Source organism: Variovorax sp. PvP013, assembly GCF_050435945.1.
GTDB lineage: Bacteria > Pseudomonadota > Gammaproteobacteria > Burkholderiales > Burkholderiaceae_C > Variovorax.
The window spans coordinates 16,231-34,351 of record NZ_JBNDLF010000004.1 but is presented as its reverse complement, the minus strand read 5'-3'; the positions used below and the strand labels follow the sequence as shown (position 1 = coordinate 34,351).

Here is an 18,121-nt window from a genome sequence, read left to right as displayed (position 1 = left end):
GAAGACGGTGGATGCGCCGGATCGCGCCGCCGGCGGACGGCTGCTTATTATTCCCGCATGTGTTCCAACTGCATGCGCTTATCCGGGCCCTGGCGCGGCCGCCGTTCCTTCCTGCTGCTGGCCGCCGGTGGCGCGGCGTCGGCCCTGGCCGCCGCGCCCGCGCTGGCGCAGGTCAGCGTGGGCAAGTCCTCCGTGGCGCGCAACCTCGTGCCGGCCGACGACATCGAGCAGGCCGGTGCCCAGCAGTACACCGAGCTGACCCTGCAGGCCCGCGCCAAGGGCATGCTGGCCCCGGACGACCACCCGCAGGTCAAGCGCCTGCGCGGCATCGCGGCGCGCCTGACCCCGTTCGCGGCGCAATGGAATCCGCGCGCCGCGCAATGGAAGTGGGAGGTCAACCTGATCGGCAGTCCGCAGATCAACGCCTTCTGCCTGCCCGGCGGCAAGATCGCCTTCTACAGCGGCATCCTGGACCAGCTCAACCTGAGCGACGACGAGGTCGCGATGGTCATGGGCCACGAGATGGCCCACGCCCTGCGCGAGCACGCCCGCGCGCGGGTGGCCAAGAACGCCGGCACCGGCGCGGCGCTGTCGCTCGGCGCGCAGATCCTCGGCCTGGGTCAGGTGGGCGACCTCGCCGCGCGCGCCGGCACGGAACTCATCACGCTCAAGTTCAGCCGCAGCGACGAGACCGACGCCGACCTGGTCGGCCTCGAACTCGCCGCCCGCGCCGGCTACGACCCGCGCGCCTCGGTGACCCTGTGGCGCAAGATGGCCACCGCCTCCAAGAACCAGGGCGGGATCGGCTTCCTGTCGACCCACCCGAGCGGCAGCGACCGCATCCGCATCCTCGAGAGCAACGTGCCCAAGGTCGACGGGCTGTACCGCGCCGCTTCCGGGCGCGGCTGAGGGAACGGCGCGCGCTTTCCCCTCAGCCGAAGCGCAGGGTCACGACGCCCGCCACCACCAGGCTGGTTCCCGCGGCGCGCGACCAGCCGAAGCGCTCGCCCAGCAGCAGGGTGCCGATCAGGGCGGCGAAGATCACCGAGGTCTCGCGCAGGGCCGCCACCAGCGCCACCGGCGCGTGGGTCATGGCCCAGAGCGCGATGCCGTAGCTGCCGATCGAGGCGGCGGCGCCGCCCAGGGCGAAGCGGACGCGGGAGCGCATGTAGCGGATCGCCTCGCCGCGCCGCGGGCCGGCGCGCCACAGCACCAGCGCCAGGTAGGGCAGGCCGTCGACCAGGAACAGGGCCGCCACGTAGGCGAACGGATCGCCCGCCGCGCGTGCGCCCAGCCCGTCGACGACAGTGTAGCCGGCGATGATGCAGGCGTTCGCCAGGGCGAAGCCCAGTGCCTTGCGCCGTGGGCCGGCGTCCGCCGCGTCGCCGCCGACACGGCCCAGCCCCACCAGCAGCACGCCCGCCGACAGCACCACCACGCCCGCCCAGGCCCGCCACGACAGCGGCTCGCCCAACAGCGCCGAGCTCCCCAGCGCCACCAGCAGCGGCGCCGACCCGCGCATGACGGGATAGGTCAGCCCCAGGTCGCCGTGCCGGTACGCGCCGGCCAGGGCGGTGTAGTAGCCCACGTGGATCGCGGTCGAGGCCGCGATGTACGGCCACGCGGCGGCGCCCGGCAGACCGAACCACAGCACCGCCGGGACGGCCAGGCCCACCCCCAGGCCGTGGATGAGCGCGGTGTCGAGCGACTTGTCGCCGCCGGACTTGATCAGCGCGTTCCAGCCGGCGTGCAGCAGGGCGGCGAACAGGATCGCCAGGAGCAGGGGGAGGGGAAGGCTCGGGGGCAGGGTCATGGGTGGCTTGGCGGACGCCGCCGGCGGAGGGCTTCGATCGGCCCGCCGCACTCTACCGCCCGCCGTCATGCGCCGCAGGCGGCTTCGCCGTGCCGGTCGGCCGTGCTCACCCGATCCAGGGTGGTGGTGCCGTCCTGCGGCGCGCGACCGTGCGCGTCGAAGGTCATGCACTGGTTGATGCGACGGTGCGGCCAGTGGTCGGCATGCGCGTCGTGCTGGGTGGTGCGGTTGTCCCAGACCGCGATGCCCTGCGCTTCCCACGCATGGGCGTGGACGAACTCGGGTTGCTCGATCCACTGCGAGGAAGGCGAGGGTCGTCCGACTCTCGTCCCTGGAGACGCCGTCAACGCCGTGGGAAGCTACAACTGGAAGTCGTAATCCACCGTGATCGGCGCGTGGTCCGAGAACTTCACCGTCTTGTAGATGTGCTCGCTGCGCGCCAGCGCGGCGATGGCCGGCGTCGCCAGGTGGTAGTCCAGCCGCCACCCCACGTTCTTCGCATAGGCCTGCCCCCGGTTGCTCCACCAGGTGTAGGCGTCGCCGGTGGCCTCGGGCTTGAGCAGCCGGTAGACGTCGACCAGGCCCGCGCCCTCGGCGCCGGCGTCGAGCAGGTTCGTCATCCAGGCGCGCTCCTCGGGCAGGAAGCCGCTGTTCTTGCGGTTGCCCTTCCAGTTCATCAGGTCGATCTCGTGGTGGGCGATGTTGATGTCGCCGCACAGCACGAACTCGCGCTCGCGCTTGAGGGCCCTCAGGTGCGGGAAGAAGCCCTTGAGGAAGCGGAACTTGGCCGCCTGGCGCTCCTCGCCCGACGAGCCGCTGGGGAAGTAGCAGCTGATGATCGACAGCTTGCGTATCGGGGTGTCGAAACGCAGCTCGATGTAGCGGCCCTCGGCGTCGAACTCGGCGTCGCCCCAGCCGGTGACGACGGCGCTGGGCGCGTGCCTCGTGTAGATGGCGGTGCCCGAGTAGCCCTTCTTCTCGGCGAAGTGGAAATGCCCCTGCAGGCCGGCCATGCGTTCGAAGCGACCCTCAATGTCGCTGGCCTGGACGCGCGTCTCCTGCATGCAAATACAATCCGGCGCCGCTTCGGCGACCCAGTCCGCGACGCCCTTGGTGGCGGCCGAGCGCAGACCGTTGAGGTTGAGGCTGGTCAGTTTGAACACGAGGAAATTCCGATGGCTGATGTGACGGGGACAGGGGAAACGGGATCGGCCGCGAGCGAGGCGCACCGGGTGCGCGCCCAGGCGTTCGTGCGCTTCGCGATCGACGCGGGGGTGCTGCGCTTCGGCAGTTTCCAGACCAAGGCCGGCCGCACGAGCCCCTACTTCTTCAATGCGGGTCTGTTCAACGACGGCGCGCGCATGCTGCGGCTGGCGGAATTCTATGCAGACCTCCTGACCGACGGCGGCATCGAATTCGACATGATCTTCGGCCCGGCCTACAAGGGCATCCCGCTGGGCGCGACCGTCGCGGCCGAGCTCGCTCGGCGCGGGCGCAACGTGCCTTTCGCCTACAACCGCAAGGAAGCCAAGGACCATGGGGAGGGCGGCACGCTGGTGGGTGCCCCCCTGCGAGGGCGCGTGCTGATCGTCGACGACGTCATGTCCGCCGGCACCGCCGTGCGCGAGTCGATCGCGGCCATCCGCGCCGCCGGCGCGCAGCCCCACGCGGTGGCGATCGCCCTCGACCGCCAGGAGCAGGCGACCGAGAACGGCGCCGACGTGCCCCACAGCGCCGTCCAATATGTCCGGAATGCCCTGGGTCTCGAGGTCGCCGCCATCGCCAATCTTGACGATTTGTTGCAATATCTGGACCGGAGCGAGGACGCCGCCCTGGCGGTCCATCGCGACGACGTGCTGGCCTACCGTGCGAGGTACGGCGCCACCTGAAGCCCCCCCTGTCGAGAAGGACGTCCGGATGCCGCTGCGAACAACCCCCTGGTCTGCGATCGTCGCCGTCGGACTGACCGCCTCGTGGGTCGGTGCCGCGTCGTCGCAGCCCAGGTCGCAGACGGCCAACGAGGCGGGCATCTACACCTGCACCGACGCGCGGGGCCGCACCCTCACCGCCGACCGTCCCATTCCCGACTGTGCCGATCGTCAGCAGCGCGAGCTCGGCCCCAGCGGCGTCGTGCGCCGCACCGTGGAGCCCACCTACACCCTGCACGAGCAGGCCGAGCGCGACGAACGCGCCCGCCAGTCGGCGCAGAAGGTCGCTCGCCTGATGGAGGAGCGCCGCCGCGACCGCGCGTTGCTGGCGCGCTATCCGAATGCCGCCTCGCACGCGCGCGAGCGTGCCGTGGCCGTCGCGCAGGTCGACGCGACGATCGACATGACCCGCAAGCGGATGGCCGAGATCGCCGCCGAGCGCAAGCCGCTCGACGACGAACTGGAGTTCTATCGCCGCGACGTCACGCGCGCACCGATGGCGGTGCGCCGCAGGCTCGAGGACAACACCGCCAGCATGAAGACGCAGATCGACCTGCTGGCCGGGCAGGAGGAGGAGAAGCGACGCGTCAATGCGCGCTTCGACGAGGAGCGCGAGCGGCTTCGGCAGTTCTGGCCCGCGACCGAAGCCTCCGCGTCGCCGTCGCGCTGAGGCGCGTGACCGGCAGGCGCGGACGGGTGCGGCTCAGCGATCCAGCCGCGCCTTCAGCAGCGCGTTGACCTGCGCCGGGTTCGCCTTGCCCTGGCTGGCCTTCATGACCTGGCCGACCAGCGCGTTGAAGGCCTTGTCCTTGCCGGCGCGGTATTCGGCGATGTTCTTCTCGTTCTTCGCCAGCACCTCGTCGACGATCGACTCCAGGGCGCCGCTGTCGTTCATCTGCCGCAGGCCCAGGCGATCGATCAGGGCGTCGACGAACTCGGCGGTGGTGCCGTCGGTGGTCGAGCCCGCCTTCCACAGTTCTTCGAACAGCTGGCGCGCGGCGTTGTTCGAGACGGTGCCGTCGGCGATGCGCACGATGACCTGCGCCAGCTGGACGGCGCCCACCGGCGCCTGCTCGATGCCGATGTCCTGCGCGTTCAGGCGCCGCGCGAGTTCGCCGGTGATCCAGTTGCTCGCCAGCTTGGGCGCCGCGCCGGCTTCCACGGCGGCGTCGAAGTAGCGCGCCAGCGCGACGCTCTGCGTGAGCTGCGCCGAGTCGTACGCCGACAGGCCGTGCGACTGCACGTAGCGCTCGGCCATCGCCCGCGGCAGCTCCGGCATCTCGCCACGCACGCGCTCGATCCACTCCGATGCGATCACCAGCGGCGGCAGGTCCGGATCGGGGAAGTAGCGATAGTCGGCCGCGTCCTCCTTGGTGCGCATGGCGCGCGTCTCGCCGGTGTCGGGGTCGAACAGCACGGTGGCCTGCTCGATGGCGCGGCCGTCCTCGATCTCCTCGATCTGCCAGCGGATCTCGTAGTCGATCGCCTGCTGCATGAACTTGAAGCTGTTGAGGTTCTTGATCTCGCGCCGCGTGCCCAGCCGCTCGCCGGGCCGGCGCACCGACACGTTGGCGTCGCAGCGGAAACTGCCTTCCTGCATGTTGCCGTCGCAGATGCCGATCCAGGTCACGATCTTGTGCAGCTCGCGCGCATAGGCCACGGCCTCGGCGGTCGAGCGCATGTCGGGCTCGGTCACGATCTCCAGCAGCGGCGTGCCGGCGCGGTTCAGGTCGATGCCCGACTGGCCGACGAAGTCCTCGTGCAGCGACTTGCCCGCGTCCTCCTCCAGGTGCGCGCGCACCAGGCGCACGGTCCGGGGCTCGTCGCCGACGAAGAAGCTCACGGCGCCGCCCTGCACCACGGGGATCTCGAACTGGCTGATCTGGTAGCCCTTGGGCAGGTCGGGATAGAAGTAGTTCTTGCGCGCGAAGACGCTGCGCGGCGCGATGGTCGAGCCCAGCGCCAGGCCGAGCCGGATCGCGCGCTCGACCGCGCCCCGGTTCATCACCGGCAGCGTGCCCGGCAGCGCCATGTCGACGGCGCAGGCCTGCGTGTTGGGCTCGGCGCCGAACGCGGTGGACGCGCGGCTGAAGATCTTGCTGGCGGTGGAGAGCTGGGCGTGCGTCTCGAAGCCGATGACGACTTCGTAGCCCCGCACCAGCGGGCCGGTCGGCCGGCCCTGCTGCTGCGCTTCGAAGGTGTTCAGGGAGGAATCGGTCATATCGGTCGGGGAAACGTCAGACGCCCTGCGGGGCGCGGGTGTGCCAGTCGGTCGCCTGCTGGAAGCGGTGGGCCGCGTTGAGCAGCCGCGATTCGCCGAAGTAGTTGCCGATGAGCTGCAGGCCCACGGGCATGCCGTGCTCGCCGAAGCCCGCCGGCACGCTCATGCCGGGCAGGCCGGCGAGCGAGGCGGGCAGGGTGAAGATGTCGGCCAGGTAGTCGGCCACGGGGTCGTCGCCGTGCGCGCCGAGCTTCCAGGCGACCGTCGGCGCCACCGGGCCGGCGATCACGTCGCACTGCGCGAAGGCCTGCTGGAAATCGTCGGCGATCAGGCGGCGCACCTTCTGCGCCTGCAGGTAGTAGGCGTCGTAGTAGCCGTGGGAGAGCACGTAGGTGCCGATCATGATGCGGCGCTTGACCTCGTCGCCGAAGCCCTCGTCGCGCGTGCGGGCGTACATGTCGGCCAGGTCCTTGTACTGCGCGGCACGGTGGCCGAACTTGACGCCGTCGAAGCGGCTCAGGTTGCTCGACGCCTCGGCCGCGGCCAGGATGTAGTAGACGGGGATCGACAGCTCGGTGCGCGGCAGCGTGACGGCCACGCGCTTCGCGCCCAGGCGCTCGTACGCGGCCAGCGCGGCGTCGACCGCCGCGCGCACGCCGGGGGCGACGCCCTCGCCCAGGAATTCCGACGGCACGCCGATGCGCAGGCCGTCGAGCGAGTCGGCGAGCGAGCGCGAGAAGTCCTCGGCCGGCCGGTCGAGCGAGGTCGAGTCGCGGTCGGGGTCGGGTCCGCACATCGCCGACAGCAGCAGCGCGCAGTCCTCGGCCGAGCGTGCCATCGGACCGGCCTGGTCGAGGCTGGAGGCGAAAGCGACCATGCCGTAGCGCGAGGCCCGTCCGTAGGTCGGCTTGATGCCGGTGATGCCGCAGAAGGACGCCGGCTGGCGGATCGAGCCGCCGGTGTCGGTGCCGGTGGCCGCCGGCGCCAGGCGCGCGGCCACGGCGGCGGCGCTGCCGCCCGAGGAGCCGCCGGGGATGCGTTCGCGGTCCCAGGGGTTCTCCACCGGCGCGGCGCGGTCGTGGCCGGCGGCGGGCACCGCCACGTTCTCGTTGGCCGAACCCATCGCGAACTCGTCGCAGCTGAGCTTGCCCAGCGTCACGGCACCGGCCTCGGCCAGACGGCGCACCACGGTGGCGTCGAACGGCGAGCGGTAGCCCGCGAGCATCCTCGAGCCGGCGGTGGTGGGGAAGTCGGTGGTGACGAAGATGTCCTTGTGCGCGATCGGCACGCCGGCGAGCGCGGGCGCATCGCCGGCGGCGATGCGCGCGTCGGCGGCGCGCGCCTGGGCGAGCGTCGCCTCGTCGTCGACCGCCACGAAGGCGCCCAGGGCCTCGTTGGCGTGGATGCGCGCGAGGAAGTGGCCGGCCGCCTCGACCGCCGAGACCTCGCGCGCGGCCAGCGCCGCGGCCAGTTCGGCCACGCCCATCGCGTGCAGTTCGGGGGTGTGCTTGACGTCGCTCATTCGATCACCTTCGGCACCAGGAACAGGCCGCGCTCGACGGCCGGGGCGCTGCGCTGGTTGGCCTCGCGGGCGTCGGGCTCGCTGGCCACGTCGTCGCGCAGGCGCAGGGCGATGTCGCCGATCGCGGCGACCGGGTGCGCCAGCGGCTCCACGCCGGCGGTGTCGACGGCGCGCATCGTCTCGACCAGGTCGAAGAAGCCGTTGAGCTGGCCGAGCATCCGGGTGCTTTCGTCGGGTGTCAGCCGCAGCCGCGCGAGCGCGGCGATGCGGGCGATGTCGGAGGATTGGAGCGACATGGGGAGAGGGCAGGAATGGAGGGGTCTGGAAAAGGTCTGGAACGCGGCCTCGGACACCGGTCCGGCACGCCGGAACCGGGCGCCGGCGAGGGGTGCGTACCCCGTCCTTCAGAGGGCGGAGCAAGGGGTCGCCGAGGGGATTCGGGTATTATCCCGCCTTTGCCGCACCCCCCGCGAACGCGCCGGTTTTTGCCGCAAGAGCGACCCCATCCACCCCGTCAGACGACCCAGATAGAGGGCGGCGCCATGCCGAAGCGCGTGCCGTGCCCCAGAGGAATCCCACATGTTCGGAGCTTTCCGTCGGTACTTTTCGACCGACCTCGCGATCGATCTCGGCACCGCCAACACCCTGATATTCGCCCGCAACAAGGGCATCGTCCTGGACGAGCCGTCCGTCGTCGCGATCCGTCACGAGGGCGGCCCGCACGGCAAGAAGGTGATCCAGGCCGTGGGCCGGGAAGCCAAGGCGATGCTCGGCAAGGTGCCCGGCAACATCGAGGCCATCCGTCCCATGAAGGACGGAGTGATCGCCGACTTCGTGATCACCGAGCAGATGATCAAGCAGTTCATCCGGATGGTGCATCCGCGCTCGCTGCTCGCGCCCAGCCCGCGCATCATCATCTGCGTGCCCTGCGGCTCGACCCAGGTCGAGCGCCGCGCCATCAAGGACGCGGCGGAGGCCGCCGGCGCCACGGCGGTCTACCTGATCGAGGAGCCCATGGCCGCGGCGATCGGCGCCGGCCTGCCGGTGAGCGAGGCGAGCGGCTCGATGGTGGTGGACATCGGCGGCGGCACCACCGAGGTGGGCGTGATCTCGCTGGGCGGCATGGTCTACAAGGGCAGCGTGCGCGTGGGCGGCGACCGCTTCGACGAGGCCATCATCAACTACATCCGCCGCAACTACGGCATGCTGATCGGCGAGCCGACGGCCGAGGTCATCAAGAAGACCATCGGCTCGGCCTTCCCGGGCTCCGAGGTCAAGGAGATGGAGGTCAAGGGCCGCAACCTCAGCGAGGGCGTGCCGCGCAGCTTCACCATCAGCAGCAACGAGGTGCTGGAGGCGCTGACCGACCCGCTCAACAACATCGTCTCGGCCGTCAAGAACGCGCTGGAGCAGACGCCCCCCGAGCTCGGCGCCGACATCGCCGACCGCGGGATGATGCTGACCGGCGGCGGCGCCTTGCTGCGCGACCTCGACCGCCTGCTGGCCGAGGAGACCGGCCTGCCGGTGCTGGTGGCCGAGGAACCGCTGACCTGCGTGGTGCGCGGCTGCGGCATGGCGCTCGAGCGCATGGACCGGCTGGGCAGCATCTTCACGAGTGAATGAGCTCGCCCCCAGGCTGCGGCGCACTGCGTGTCGCCTTCGCCTTCCCCCGACCGGGGGCGGTGTCTGCGGCCCGGCGGAGCCGGTTCCGCGACACCCTCGCGAAAGCGGAAACCACCGGGCCCGCTGACGCCGCTGCCATCTTTCCAGCCCGCTCTTCGCCCTGACGGGTTCTTGACCTCATGCCGCTGGGCACGCTCGACCGCTCCACGCCGCCGCTGTTCAACCAGGGGCCTTCGGCGCTGAGCAAGCTGATCTTCTTCAGCGCGCTGGCGCTGTTCCTGATGGTGGCGGACGCGCGGTTCGGCATGGTGCGGCCGATCCGGCTGGCGATCGGCACGGTGCTCTATCCGGTGCAGTGGCTGGCGCTCAAGCCGGTGCAGGCGGTGGCCGAGGGCGGGCGCTACCTGGAGGAGCTGCAGCTCGCGCAGCGCAACGAGGCCGATGCGCGCCGCGCGCTGGCGCTGCAGTCCGAGCGCGCCGGCCAGGCCGACGTGCTGGCCCGCGAGAACGAGCGCCTGCGCGCCCTGCTGGAACTGCGCCAGACCACCTCGACGCCCGGCCGCGCGGCCGAGGTGCTCTACGACTCGGCCGACCCGTACACCCGCAAGGTCGTCATCGACCAGGGCGTCGCGCACGGCGTGGTGGCGGGTTCGCCGGTGATCGACCCGAGCGGCGTGGTCGGCCAGGTCACGCTGGTGCAGCCGCTCACCAGCGAGGTCACGTTGCTGGTGGACCGTGACCAGGCCATCCCGGTGCAGAACACGCGCACCGGCGCGCGCAGCGTGGCCTTCGGCGACGCCAACGCGCACGGCGGCGGGCTGGAGTTGCGCTTCATGGCCGCGAACTCCGACGTGCAGGAGGGCGACATGCTCACCACCAGCGGCGTCGACGGCGTCTATCCGCCCGGGCTGCCGGTGGCGCGCATCGAGCGCATCGAGCGCCGCGCCGATTCCGGCTTCGCCCGCATCTACTGCCAGCCGCTGGGCGACGTCAACGCGGCGCGCTACGTGCTGGTGCTGGCGCCGGTGGGCGGACAGGGCCAGGGCACGGCGCCGTCGGCGCCGGCGGCATCCGCTGCCGCTGCCGGTGCCTCGACGGCCGCCGCCGCCAAGTCGTCCGCCACGGCTTCGGGGGCCGCCGCGGGCGTCCCGGCCACGCCGCCCGCCACCGGCCGGGCGGCCGTGCGCGGCGCGGTCCCGAGCCCTGCGCCGACACCGACACCGGCGCGCGCCGCCAATCCGCCGGCGGCCGCGCCCGCATCGTCGGGCAGCCGGCCCGCCGCCGCGCCGGCCGCCGCCCGACCGGCCACGCCGCCGCCGGCCACCCGGCCCGTCGCGCCGCCGTCCACGACCGTGCGACCGGCCGCCGCGACGACGCCGGCCGCGCGACCGGCCACCCCCGCGCCCGCGGCGCCCCGCGCGAGCGCCGCGCGGCCGGTCCCGTCGCCCGCGAACCCCGCCGACAGGCGCGTCACCCCATGATCATGCGTCCCGGCCAGCAGCAGCTCCTGCTGCCCGTCAGCCCCTTCTTCATGTGGGCGAGCCTGGTGGTGGCGCTGCTGCTGGCCATGTTGCCGCTCGGCCGAATCGCATGGATGCCCGACGTCCTGGCGCTGGTGATCGTCTTCTGGAGCGTGCATCAGCCCGCGCGCGTGGGCATGGGCGCGGCCTTCGTCTTCGGCCTGTGCATGGACGTGCACCAGTCGGCCATGCTGGGCCAGCATGCGCTCTCCTACACCACGCTGAGCTTCCTGGCGATCATGATGCACCGCCGCCTGACCTGGTATTCGGTGCTGTCGCAGGCGCCGCAGGTGCTGCCGCTGTTCCTGCTGTCGCACGTCATCGAGCTGGCCATCCGCATGATCGGTGGGGGCATCTTCCCCGGCTGGACAATGCTGGTGGCGCCGGCGCTCGAGGCCGCGCTGTGGCCGCTGGCCAGCGTGCTGCTGCTGGCCCCCCAGCGCCGCACGCCCGACCCGGACGCCAACCGCCCCCTCTGACCCCGAGCCCTGGACGCACCGAGGATGTCGACCGAACTGCGCAACGTCGCCGCCGACCTGTCCCGCTTCAAGCGGCGCGTGGTCGTGATCGGGCTGGTGGTGCTGGGCGCCTTCGGACTGCTGTCCTCGCGGCTGGTCTACCTGCAGGTGGTGCGTCATGCCGACCTGGCCGAGCAGGCCGAGAGCAATCGCACGGCGATCGTGCCGGTGGTGCCCAATCGCGGCCTGATCCTCGACCGCAACGGCGTCGTGCTGGCCACCAACTACTCGGCCTACACGCTGGAGATCACGCCGGCGAAGGCCGGCGACGTGGAGGCGGCGATCGACGCCCTGGCGGGCGTGGTCGACGTCACGCCGCGCGACCGGCGCCGCTTCAAGCGCCTGCGCGAGGACTCGCGCAGCTTCGACTCGGTGCCCATCCGCACCCGCCTGAGCGACGAGGAGGTCGCCCGCTTCGCCGCCCAGCGCTATCGCTTCCCCGGCATCGAGATCAAGGCGCGCCTGTTCCGCAACTACCCTCTGGGCGAGACGGCCAGCCACGTGCTGGGCTACATCGGCCGCATCAGCCAGCGCGAGAAGGCGGCGATGGAGGACTGGGAGGACGAGGAGATCGCCAACTACAAGGGCACCGACCACATCGGCAAGCTCGGCGTCGAGCAGAGCTACGAGCGCACGTTGCACGGCCAGACCGGCGTCGAGCAGATGGAGACCTCCGCCGGCGGGCGCGCCGTGCGCCGTCTCGCCAGCCACCCGGCCACGCCCGGCGACACCGTGATGCTGTCGATCGACATCAAGCTGCAGAAGCTGATCGAGGACATGTTCGGCAACCGGCGCGGCGCCCTGGTGGCGATCGATCCGCGCACGGGCGAGGTCCTGGCCTTCGTCAGCAAGCCGACCTTCGACCCCAACCTGTTCGTCGAGGGCATCGATTCGGAGAGCTGGAAGGAGCTCAACGAGTCGCCGGACAAGCCGCTCCTGAACCGGGCGCTGCGCGGCACCTACCCGCCGGGCTCGACCTACAAGCCGTTCATGGCGCTCGGCGCGCTGGAGACCCGCACGCGCGGGCCCAACGTGGTGGTCAACGACCCCGGCTTCTTCAATTTCGGCGGCCACCGCTTCGGCAGCCCCGAGGGCAACATCGGCGGCGTCGACATGCGCCGCTCGATCCAGCTGTCGAGCAACATCTACTACTACTCGCTGGCCAACGAGATGGGCGTCGACAGGATCCACGACTTCATGAAGCCGCTGGGCTTCGGCCAGATCACCGGCATCGACCTGGGCGGCGAGGTGCGCGGCGTGCTGCCGAGCACCGAGTGGAAGCGCAACGCCTACCGCCGGCCCGAGCAGCAGAAGTGGTATGCCGGCGAGACCATCTCGCTGGGCATCGGCCAGGGCTACAACACCTTCACGATGCTGCAGCTCGCGCAGGCGACCTCGATCGTCGCCGACGTGGGGAAGCGGCACCGCCCGCACGTCGCGCTGTCGATCCGCGACACCGTCAGCGGACAGGTCAAGTCGGTGGTGCAGCCGCCGGCCGAGAGCCTGGGCTACGCGCCGGCCAACGTCGCGGTGGTGCGCGAGGGCCTGATGAGCGTGGTGGCCGCCGGCACCGCGCGCGGCGTGTTCGCGGGCGCGGGCTACGTCGCCGCCGGCAAGACCGGCACCGCGCAGGCCGTGACGCAGGCGCAGAACACCCGCTACAACGCCCGCGCGCTGGAGGAGCACCAGCGCGACCACGCCCTGTTCATGGGCTTCGCACCGGCCAACGCGCCGAAGATCGCGCTGGCCGTGATCGTCGAGAACGCCGGCTGGGGCGCCGGCGCCGCCGCCCCGATCGCGCGCCGCGTGATGGACTATTGGCTGCTCGACCAGTATCCGAGCGAGGCCGACATGGCCGCCATCCGGGTCGGCAAGGCGACCGCGCCGATCGGCAAGCCGCGCGCGGCGAGCGAGGTCGCCGGGCCGGCGCCGGTGTCGGCGGCGTCGGTCGGCACCGCCACGCCCGCCACCGCGCCCTGAACCGGCGCCCGGGTTGCACGCGGCGTCGGCGCGGCACCTAGCGCAGGAACGCGTCGTAGCCGGTCTTCAGGATCAGCGCACTCACCACGAGGATGAACACCGCGCGCACGAAGCCCGCGCCGTGCCGCAGGGCGACGCGCGCGCCGATCAGGCTGCCCGCGACGTTCGTCACCGCCATCGCCAGGCCGAAGTGCCACCACACGTGGCCCTTGGCGCCGAACAGCAGCAGCGCGCCCAGGTTGGTCATGGTGTTGAGCAGCTTGGCCGAGGCCGAGGCGTTGAGGAAGTCGTAGCCCAGCCAGCGCACGAACAGGAAGACGAAGAAGCTGCCGGTGCCCGGGCCGAAGAAGCCGTCGTAGAAGCCCAGCGCCAGCCCGACGGCGCCGGTCGCCGCGAGTTCGGCGCGGCCCGTGAAGCGCGGTGTGTGGTGGCGCCCCATGTCCTTGCGGGCGAGGGTGTAGGCCAGCAGGGCGATCAGGATGAAGGGCAGCAGACGGCGCAGGAACTCGCCGGAGACCAGCGTCACCGTCCAGGCGCCGAGCAGCGAGCCGGCGAAGGCCAGCGCCGCGGCCACGCCCAGCGCGCGCCAGCGCATCTCGACCTTGCGGCTGAACTGCACCGTGGCGGCCGCCGTGCCCCAGACCGAGGCGCTCTTGTTGGTGCCCAGGAGCGTGGCCGGTGCGGCGCCGGGAAAGACGCCGAACAGCACCGGCACCAGGATGAGGCCGCCACCGCCCACGATGGAATCGATGAACCCGGCGAAGGCCGAGGCGAGGGGGAGGATCAGCCATTCCATGGGCGGGATTGTCGCCGGCAAAAAAAAGGCGCCGACAGAAGCGGCGCCTTGTGAAAAACCGGGCATCTCTTGATGGACGCCTGTATTTGGATCTTTGATTCGAATTGGTTGGCGAAGTGTCTCCTCGGAACCTCCCGCGCCACGGGGGGTGCCCGTTTGCGAGTGGCAGGACTTTAAGGGACGCACCGTCGCAGTGCATCGGGAATTACCCGCTGGCGAAAGCTTTGGTTTTAGTGGATGCCGGAATCTGGAACGCCGGCCGCGTCGCCGCGTCGGCCCGGATCCAGGCCGCGGCCTGCTCGGCCATCATCAGGGTCGGGCTGTTGGTGTTGCCGCTGGTGATGGTGGGCATGGCGCCGGCGTCGACCACGCGCAGGCCGGCGATCAGGCCGCCCCGGCCGTCGCGCACGCGCAGGCGCGAATCCAGCACCGCCATCGGATCGCCGTCGGCGCCCATCTTCGTGGTGCCCACGGGATGGAAGATGGTGGTGGCGATGTCGCCCGCGAGCCGGGCCAGGTCCGCGTCGCTCTGGTACTGCACGCCGGGCTTCCATTCCTCGGGCCGGTACTTCGCCAGCGCGGGCTGGGCGGCGATGCGGCGCGTGACGCGCAGCGAGTCGGCGGCGACCTGCCGGTCGTCCTCGGTGCTCAGGTAGTTGGGCGCGATGGCCGGCGCGTCGGCGAAGCGCGGGCTGCGGATGCGCACGGTGCCGCGGCTGGTCGGGTTGAGGTTGCACACGCTCGCGGTGAAGGCCGGGAAGCTGTGCAGCGGCTCGCCGAAGGCGTCGAGCGAGAGCGGCTGCACGTGGTACTGCAGGTTGGGCCAGGGCCGGTCGGGCGAGCTGCGCGTGAAGGCCCCCAGTTGCGAGGGCGCCATGCTCATCGGGCCGCTGCGCTTCATCAGGTATTCGAGGCCGATCTTGGCCTTGCCGTAGAGCGTCGAGGCCAGGACGTTGAGCGTGGGCGCGTCCGAGATCCTGTAGACGGCGCGGATCTGCAGGTGGTCCTGCAGGTTGGCGCCGACGCCGGGCAGGTCGGCCACGACGTCGATGCCGTGCTCGCGCAGCAGGGCGGCCGGACCGATCCCCGAGAGCTGCAGCACCTGCGGCGAACCGATGCTGCCCGCGCACAGCACGACCTCGCGCGCGGCATGCACCACGACCGTCTCGCGGCCGTTCCAGACCTCCGCGCCGGTGCAGCGCAGGCGGCCGTCGGAGAGGGGCTCGACGATCAGCTTCGCGACCTGGGCGCCGGTCCACATCGTGAAGTTGGGGCGCTTCTCGCAGGTCGGCCGCAGGAAGGCCTTGGCGGTGTTCCAGCGCCAGCCGTCCTTCTGGTTGACCTGGAAGTAGCCGACGCCCTCGTTGTCGCCGCGGTTGAAGTCGCTCGAATGCGGGATGCCGGCCTCCTGCGCGGCCAGCGCGAAGGCGTCGAGGATGTCCCAGCGCAGGCGCTGCTTCTCGACGCGCCATTCGCCGCCGACGCCGTGGAAGGTGGCGAAGTCGGGGTCGGGTCCGGCCGCGCCGGCCGCCGCGACGGCGCGCGGATCGCCCAGGTAGTGGTCCTCGTGCTGCCTGAAGGCCTGCAGCACGTGGTCCCAGCGCCAGGCGTCGTCGCCGGTGAGCCGCGCCCAGCCGTCGTAGTCGCGCGCCTGGCCGCGCATGTAGATCATGCCGTTGATGCTGGAGCAGCCGCCGAGCGTCTTGCCGCGCGGATAGCGCAGCACGCGGCCGTTGAGGCCGGCGTCGGCTTCGGTGCTGTAGAGCCAGTCGGTGCGCGGGTTGCCGATGCAGTAGAGGTAGCCCACCGGGATGTGGATCCAGTGGTAGTCGTCGCGCCGCCCGGCCTCTAGCAGCAGCACGCGGTGGCGGCCGTCCTGCGTCAGGCGGTTGGCCATCAGGGCGCCGGCGGTGCCGCCGCCGATGACGAGGTAGTCGAAGGTCGTGGTGTCGTTCAACGCGTTGTCTCCGCTCGGGTGGCGCGTTCGACCCGTCCCGTGGACGGCCGGCGGTCCGTGTGCGGACGAGGGTAGCACCGGGGCGCCGGCGCGTGTGTCGTCCGGGCGTCCGGCGGCGTTCGGATCCTGGGGATTTGACGGGAGCCGGTGGCGGCGACCGGGGGTTAGGATGAACGTTCACGCCCTCCGACCGACTTCCAAGCGTTCCACGCCTCCCACGCGCCATGCCGCCCGCACCGCCGACCGCCGACGCGCCCGACACCGCCGATTCCGGTTCGTCCGGCGCGCCGTCGGCGGGCGCTGCGCCGACGGTCGCGCCGCGCGACGTCGACGGCATCGCATGGGCCGTGGCGGGCGGGCGCTGGACGGCGGCGGCGCTGTCCTCGCGCGCCACCTGGACCGCGCTGTCCGGCGCGCTGCAGCGCGTGCCGCCCCGCGACGGCCTGGGCTGGGACCTGCGCGGCATCGAGCCGCTCGACCACATCGGCGCCCAGCTGCTGTGGAACCACTGGGGCCAGACCTGGCCGGCGCGCCTGGCGATGGACACGCCGCACAAGGCCGTGCTCGACCAGTGCGCGCAGTTCACCTGCAGCCTGCCGCCCGAGGTGCCGCCGACGACGGCCGAGCGCCTGAAGTCGTTCGCCCACACCGGCACGCGCATGGCGATCGTGGTGCGCGACTTCGTGCGGCTGATCGGCCAGTTCGCGCTGGACGTCGGCACGCTGGCGCGCGCGCCGCATCGCGGACCGTGGCGCGACATCTCCGGCCAGCTCTACCAGTTCGGCGCCACGGCATTGCCGATCACGGCGCTGGTCGGGCTGCTGATCGGCGTCGTGCTGGCCTACCTGACCTCGCAGCAGCTGCGCCAGTACGGCGCCGAGACCTTCATCGTCAACATCCTGGGCCTGGCGCTGGTGCGCGAGCTGGGGCCGGTGCTCGCGGCCGTGCTGGTGGCGGGGCGCTCGGGCTCGGCGATCACGGCGCAGATCGGCGTGATGCGGGTGACCGAGGAGCTCGACGCCATGCGCGTGATGGGCATCCCGCACGGCTTCCGGCTGGTGATGCCGCGCGTCCTGGCGCTGGCCATCGCGATGCCGCTGATCAGTCTGTGGACCTCGATGGCGGCGCTCTTCGGCGGCATGATCGTGGCCGACCTGTCGCTGGGCATCTCGCCGGCGTTCTTCCTGCAGGCCCTGCCGCGCGCGGTGGCCATGACCAACCTGTGGCTGGCGCTGGCGAAGTCGGCGGTCTTCGGCATCATGATCGCGCTGGTGGCCTGCCATTTCGGCATGCGCGTGCAGCCCAACACCGAGAGCTTGGGGCGCCGCACCACCTCCTCGGTCGTGACCTCGATCACCGTCGTGATCCTGATCGACGCGCTGTTCGCGGTGCTGTTCCGGGGGACGGGATTCCGATGATCGAGACGCCGACGCCCGACGCCCCGCACTTGGTCGAGATCCGCCGGCTGTGGACGGTCTTCGAGTCGCCCGACGGCGACGAGCAGGTCGTCCACCAGGACCTCGACCTCGACATCCGTCGCGGCGAGGTGCTCTCGCTGGTGGGCGGCTCGGGCACCGGCAAGACGGTGCTGCTGCGCCAGATCCTGGGGCTGGAGCATCCGGCGCGCGGCGAGGTGCGCGTGCTCGGCCAGAAGCCCGGCCAGCACGGCGCCGGCGGGGCGGCGAAGGTCGGCATGCTGTTCCAGCGCGGGGCGCTGTTCTCGGCCTTCAGCGTGCTGGAGAACATCGCCTTCCCGCTGCGCGAGCTGCATCTGCTGCCCGACGCGCTCATCCGCGACGCGGCATTGGTCAAGCTGCAGATGGTCGGCCTCGGCCCGGAGCACGCCGGCAAGCGGCCGTCGGACCTCTCGGGCGGCATGATCAAGCGCGTGGCGCTGGCGCGCGCGCTCATCATGGACCCGCCGCTGCTGCTGCTCGACGAGCCCACCGCCGGGCTCGACCCGGAGAGCTCCGACGGCTTCTGCGACCTGCTGCGCGGCCTGCACCGCGAGCTCGGCCTGACGGTGGTGATGGTCACGCACGATCTCGACACCCTGTTCGACCTGAGCACGCGCATCGCCGTGCTGGCCGACAAGCGCGTGATCGTCGCCGGCCGCCCGCGCGAGGTGATCGCCCATCCGCATCCCTTCATCCGCGAATACTTCCTCGGCGGCCGTGGCCGGCGCGCGCTGGAAGCCCTGCACGAGGCGCCCCCCGGCGCCGCTCCCCACTGAGGAATCGACG

Annotated in this window: 16 protein-coding genes and 1 pseudogene; 9 read left to right on the top strand and 8 right to left on the bottom strand. The window is 71.6% G+C overall.

The genetic code is table 11. The features are described from left to right. Nucleotides 1–57 precede the first annotated feature (57 nt). Nucleotides 58–909: a M48 family metallopeptidase gene (locus ABID77_RS13040; RefSeq protein ID WP_429596271.1), complete on the top strand. Its 852-nt coding sequence runs from the start codon at nt 58–60 to the stop codon at nt 907–909. Between the two features lie 22 nt (nt 910–931). Here the strand turns inward: ABID77_RS13040 and ABID77_RS13035 are convergent, their stop codons facing one another. From ABID77_RS13035 to ABID77_RS13025, 3 genes are all read right to left on the bottom strand, one after another. Further along, nucleotides 932–1,813 carry an EamA family transporter gene (locus ABID77_RS13035; protein ID WP_429596268.1) on the bottom strand — a complete coding sequence of 294 codons (882 nt, stop codon included), beginning with the start codon at nt 1,811–1,813 and terminating at the stop codon, nt 932–934. Nucleotides 1,814–1,878: 65 nt separating this feature from the next. Then, entirely contained in the window at nt 1,879–2,160 is a 282-nt protein-coding gene (locus ABID77_RS13030; RefSeq protein WP_429596265.1) for a hypothetical protein, read from the bottom strand. A gap of 12 nt (nt 2,161–2,172) precedes the next feature. Further along, the gene (locus ABID77_RS13025; RefSeq protein ID WP_429596263.1) at nt 2,173–2,976 is read right to left on the bottom strand and encodes an exodeoxyribonuclease III; all 804 of its coding nucleotides are present in this window, start codon (nt 2,974–2,976) and stop codon (nt 2,173–2,175) included. 12 nt (nt 2,977–2,988) lie between these two features. On the opposite strand from ABID77_RS13025, the gene pyrE reads away from it, so the two are divergent. Together pyrE and ABID77_RS13015 are read left to right on the top strand one after the other, a co-directional pair. Beyond that, complete coding sequence (gene pyrE, locus ABID77_RS13020) at nt 2,989–3,702, top strand: orotate phosphoribosyltransferase (protein ID WP_429596260.1); 714 nt, start codon at nt 2,989–2,991, stop codon at nt 3,700–3,702. Between the two features lie 28 nt (nt 3,703–3,730). Then, the gene (locus ABID77_RS13015; RefSeq protein WP_429596257.1) at nt 3,731–4,411 is read left to right on the top strand and encodes a DUF4124 domain-containing protein; all 681 of its coding nucleotides are present in this window, start codon (nt 3,731–3,733) and stop codon (nt 4,409–4,411) included. Between the two features lie 33 nt (nt 4,412–4,444). On the opposite strand, the gene gatB is transcribed toward ABID77_RS13015, so the two are convergent. Genes gatB through gatC form a run of 3 tightly spaced genes read right to left on the bottom strand, consistent with a single transcriptional unit; the run spans nt 4,445 to nt 7,780 of the window. Continuing rightward, entirely contained in the window at nt 4,445–5,962 is a 1,518-nt protein-coding gene (gene gatB / locus ABID77_RS13010; protein ID WP_429596254.1) for an Asp-tRNA(Asn)/Glu-tRNA(Gln) amidotransferase subunit GatB, read from the bottom strand. Nucleotides 5,963–5,978: 16 nt separating this feature from the next. After that, nucleotides 5,979–7,484 (bottom strand): Asp-tRNA(Asn)/Glu-tRNA(Gln) amidotransferase subunit GatA, encoded by a 1,506-nt coding sequence (gatA, locus tag ABID77_RS13005; RefSeq protein ID WP_429596252.1) that lies wholly within the window; start codon nt 7,482–7,484, stop codon nt 5,979–5,981. Then, nucleotides 7,481–7,780, bottom strand: a complete 300-nt coding sequence (gatC, locus tag ABID77_RS13000; RefSeq protein ID WP_429596249.1) for an Asp-tRNA(Asn)/Glu-tRNA(Gln) amidotransferase subunit GatC — start codon at nt 7,778–7,780, stop codon at nt 7,481–7,483. The genes gatA and gatC overlap by 4 nt, the downstream gene beginning before the upstream one ends. Nucleotides 7,781–8,063: 283 nt before the next feature. On the opposite strand from gatC, the gene ABID77_RS12995 reads away from it, so the two are divergent. The 4 genes and pseudogenes from ABID77_RS12995 (at nt 8,064) to mrdA (ending at nt 13,125) form a co-directional block, all read left to right on the top strand. Beyond that, nucleotides 8,064–9,107 (top strand): rod shape-determining protein, encoded by a 1,044-nt coding sequence (locus ABID77_RS12995; protein ID WP_429596246.1) that lies wholly within the window; start codon nt 8,064–8,066, stop codon nt 9,105–9,107. A 179-nt stretch (nt 9,108–9,286) separates the two neighbouring features. Next, nucleotides 9,287–10,195 (top strand): annotated as a pseudogene (gene mreC / locus ABID77_RS12990) (rod shape-determining protein MreC); the annotation flags it as partial. Nucleotides 10,196–10,584: 389 nt separating this feature from the next. Then, the gene (gene mreD, locus ABID77_RS12985) at nt 10,585–11,106 is read left to right on the top strand and encodes a rod shape-determining protein MreD (RefSeq protein WP_429596243.1); all 522 of its coding nucleotides are present in this window, start codon (nt 10,585–10,587) and stop codon (nt 11,104–11,106) included. A gap of 24 nt (nt 11,107–11,130) precedes the next feature. Continuing rightward, complete coding sequence (gene mrdA / locus ABID77_RS12980) at nt 11,131–13,125, top strand: penicillin-binding protein 2 (RefSeq protein WP_429596240.1); 1,995 nt, start codon at nt 11,131–11,133, stop codon at nt 13,123–13,125. Nucleotides 13,126–13,162: 37 nt separating this feature from the next. On the opposite strand, the gene ABID77_RS12975 is transcribed toward mrdA, so the two are convergent. Continuing rightward, entirely contained in the window at nt 13,163–13,921 is a 759-nt protein-coding gene (locus ABID77_RS12975; RefSeq protein WP_429596237.1) for a TSUP family transporter, read from the bottom strand. Nucleotides 13,922–14,126: 205 nt separating this feature from the next. Then, nucleotides 14,127–15,818: a GMC family oxidoreductase gene (locus tag ABID77_RS12970; protein ID WP_429597298.1), complete on the bottom strand. Its 1,692-nt coding sequence runs from the start codon at nt 15,816–15,818 to the stop codon at nt 14,127–14,129. Between the two features lie 284 nt (nt 15,819–16,102). Between ABID77_RS12970 and ABID77_RS12965 the strand changes: the two genes are divergently transcribed. Both ABID77_RS12965 and ABID77_RS12960 read left to right on the top strand, forming a co-directional pair. Next, the gene (locus ABID77_RS12965; RefSeq protein WP_429596234.1) at nt 16,103–17,296 is read left to right on the top strand and encodes an MlaE family ABC transporter permease; all 1,194 of its coding nucleotides are present in this window, start codon (nt 16,103–16,105) and stop codon (nt 17,294–17,296) included. Then, nucleotides 17,293–18,111, top strand: a complete 819-nt coding sequence (locus tag ABID77_RS12960; RefSeq protein WP_429596231.1) for an ABC transporter ATP-binding protein — start codon at nt 17,293–17,295, stop codon at nt 18,109–18,111. The genes ABID77_RS12965 and ABID77_RS12960 overlap by 4 nt, the downstream gene beginning before the upstream one ends. Nucleotides 18,112–18,121 lie beyond the last annotated feature (10 nt).

Excerpts from the sequence above, each read along its gene's own strand:
- ABID77_RS13040 (WP_429596271.1), top strand. The coding sequence starts at position 58 with ATGTGTTCCAACTGCATGCGCTTATCCGGGCCCTGGCGCGGCCGCCGT.
- ABID77_RS13035 (WP_429596268.1), bottom strand. The coding sequence starts at position 1,813 with ATGACCCTGCCCCCGAGCCTTCCCCTCCCCCTGCTCCTGGCGATCCTG.
- pyrE (WP_429596260.1), top strand. The coding sequence starts at position 2,989 with ATGGCTGATGTGACGGGGACAGGGGAAACGGGATCGGCCGCGAGCGAG.
- ABID77_RS13015 (WP_429596257.1), top strand. The coding sequence starts at position 3,731 with ATGCCGCTGCGAACAACCCCCTGGTCTGCGATCGTCGCCGTCGGACTG.
- gatB (WP_429596254.1), bottom strand. The coding sequence starts at position 5,962 with ATGACCGATTCCTCCCTGAACACCTTCGAAGCGCAGCAGCAGGGCCGG.
- gatA (WP_429596252.1), bottom strand. The coding sequence starts at position 7,484 with ATGAGCGACGTCAAGCACACCCCCGAACTGCACGCGATGGGCGTGGCC.
- gatC (WP_429596249.1), bottom strand. The coding sequence starts at position 7,780 with ATGTCGCTCCAATCCTCCGACATCGCCCGCATCGCCGCGCTCGCGCGG.
- ABID77_RS12995 (WP_429596246.1), top strand. The coding sequence starts at position 8,064 with ATGTTCGGAGCTTTCCGTCGGTACTTTTCGACCGACCTCGCGATCGAT.
- mreD (WP_429596243.1), top strand. The coding sequence starts at position 10,585 with ATGATCATGCGTCCCGGCCAGCAGCAGCTCCTGCTGCCCGTCAGCCCC.
- mrdA (WP_429596240.1), top strand. The coding sequence starts at position 11,131 with ATGTCGACCGAACTGCGCAACGTCGCCGCCGACCTGTCCCGCTTCAAG.
- ABID77_RS12975 (WP_429596237.1), bottom strand. The coding sequence starts at position 13,921 with ATGGAATGGCTGATCCTCCCCCTCGCCTCGGCCTTCGCCGGGTTCATC.
- ABID77_RS12970 (WP_429597298.1), bottom strand. The coding sequence starts at position 15,818 with ATGGCCAACCGCCTGACGCAGGACGGCCGCCACCGCGTGCTGCTGCTA.
- ABID77_RS12965 (WP_429596234.1), top strand. The coding sequence starts at position 16,103 with ATGCCGCCCGCACCGCCGACCGCCGACGCGCCCGACACCGCCGATTCC.
- ABID77_RS12960 (WP_429596231.1), top strand. The coding sequence starts at position 17,293 with ATGATCGAGACGCCGACGCCCGACGCCCCGCACTTGGTCGAGATCCGC.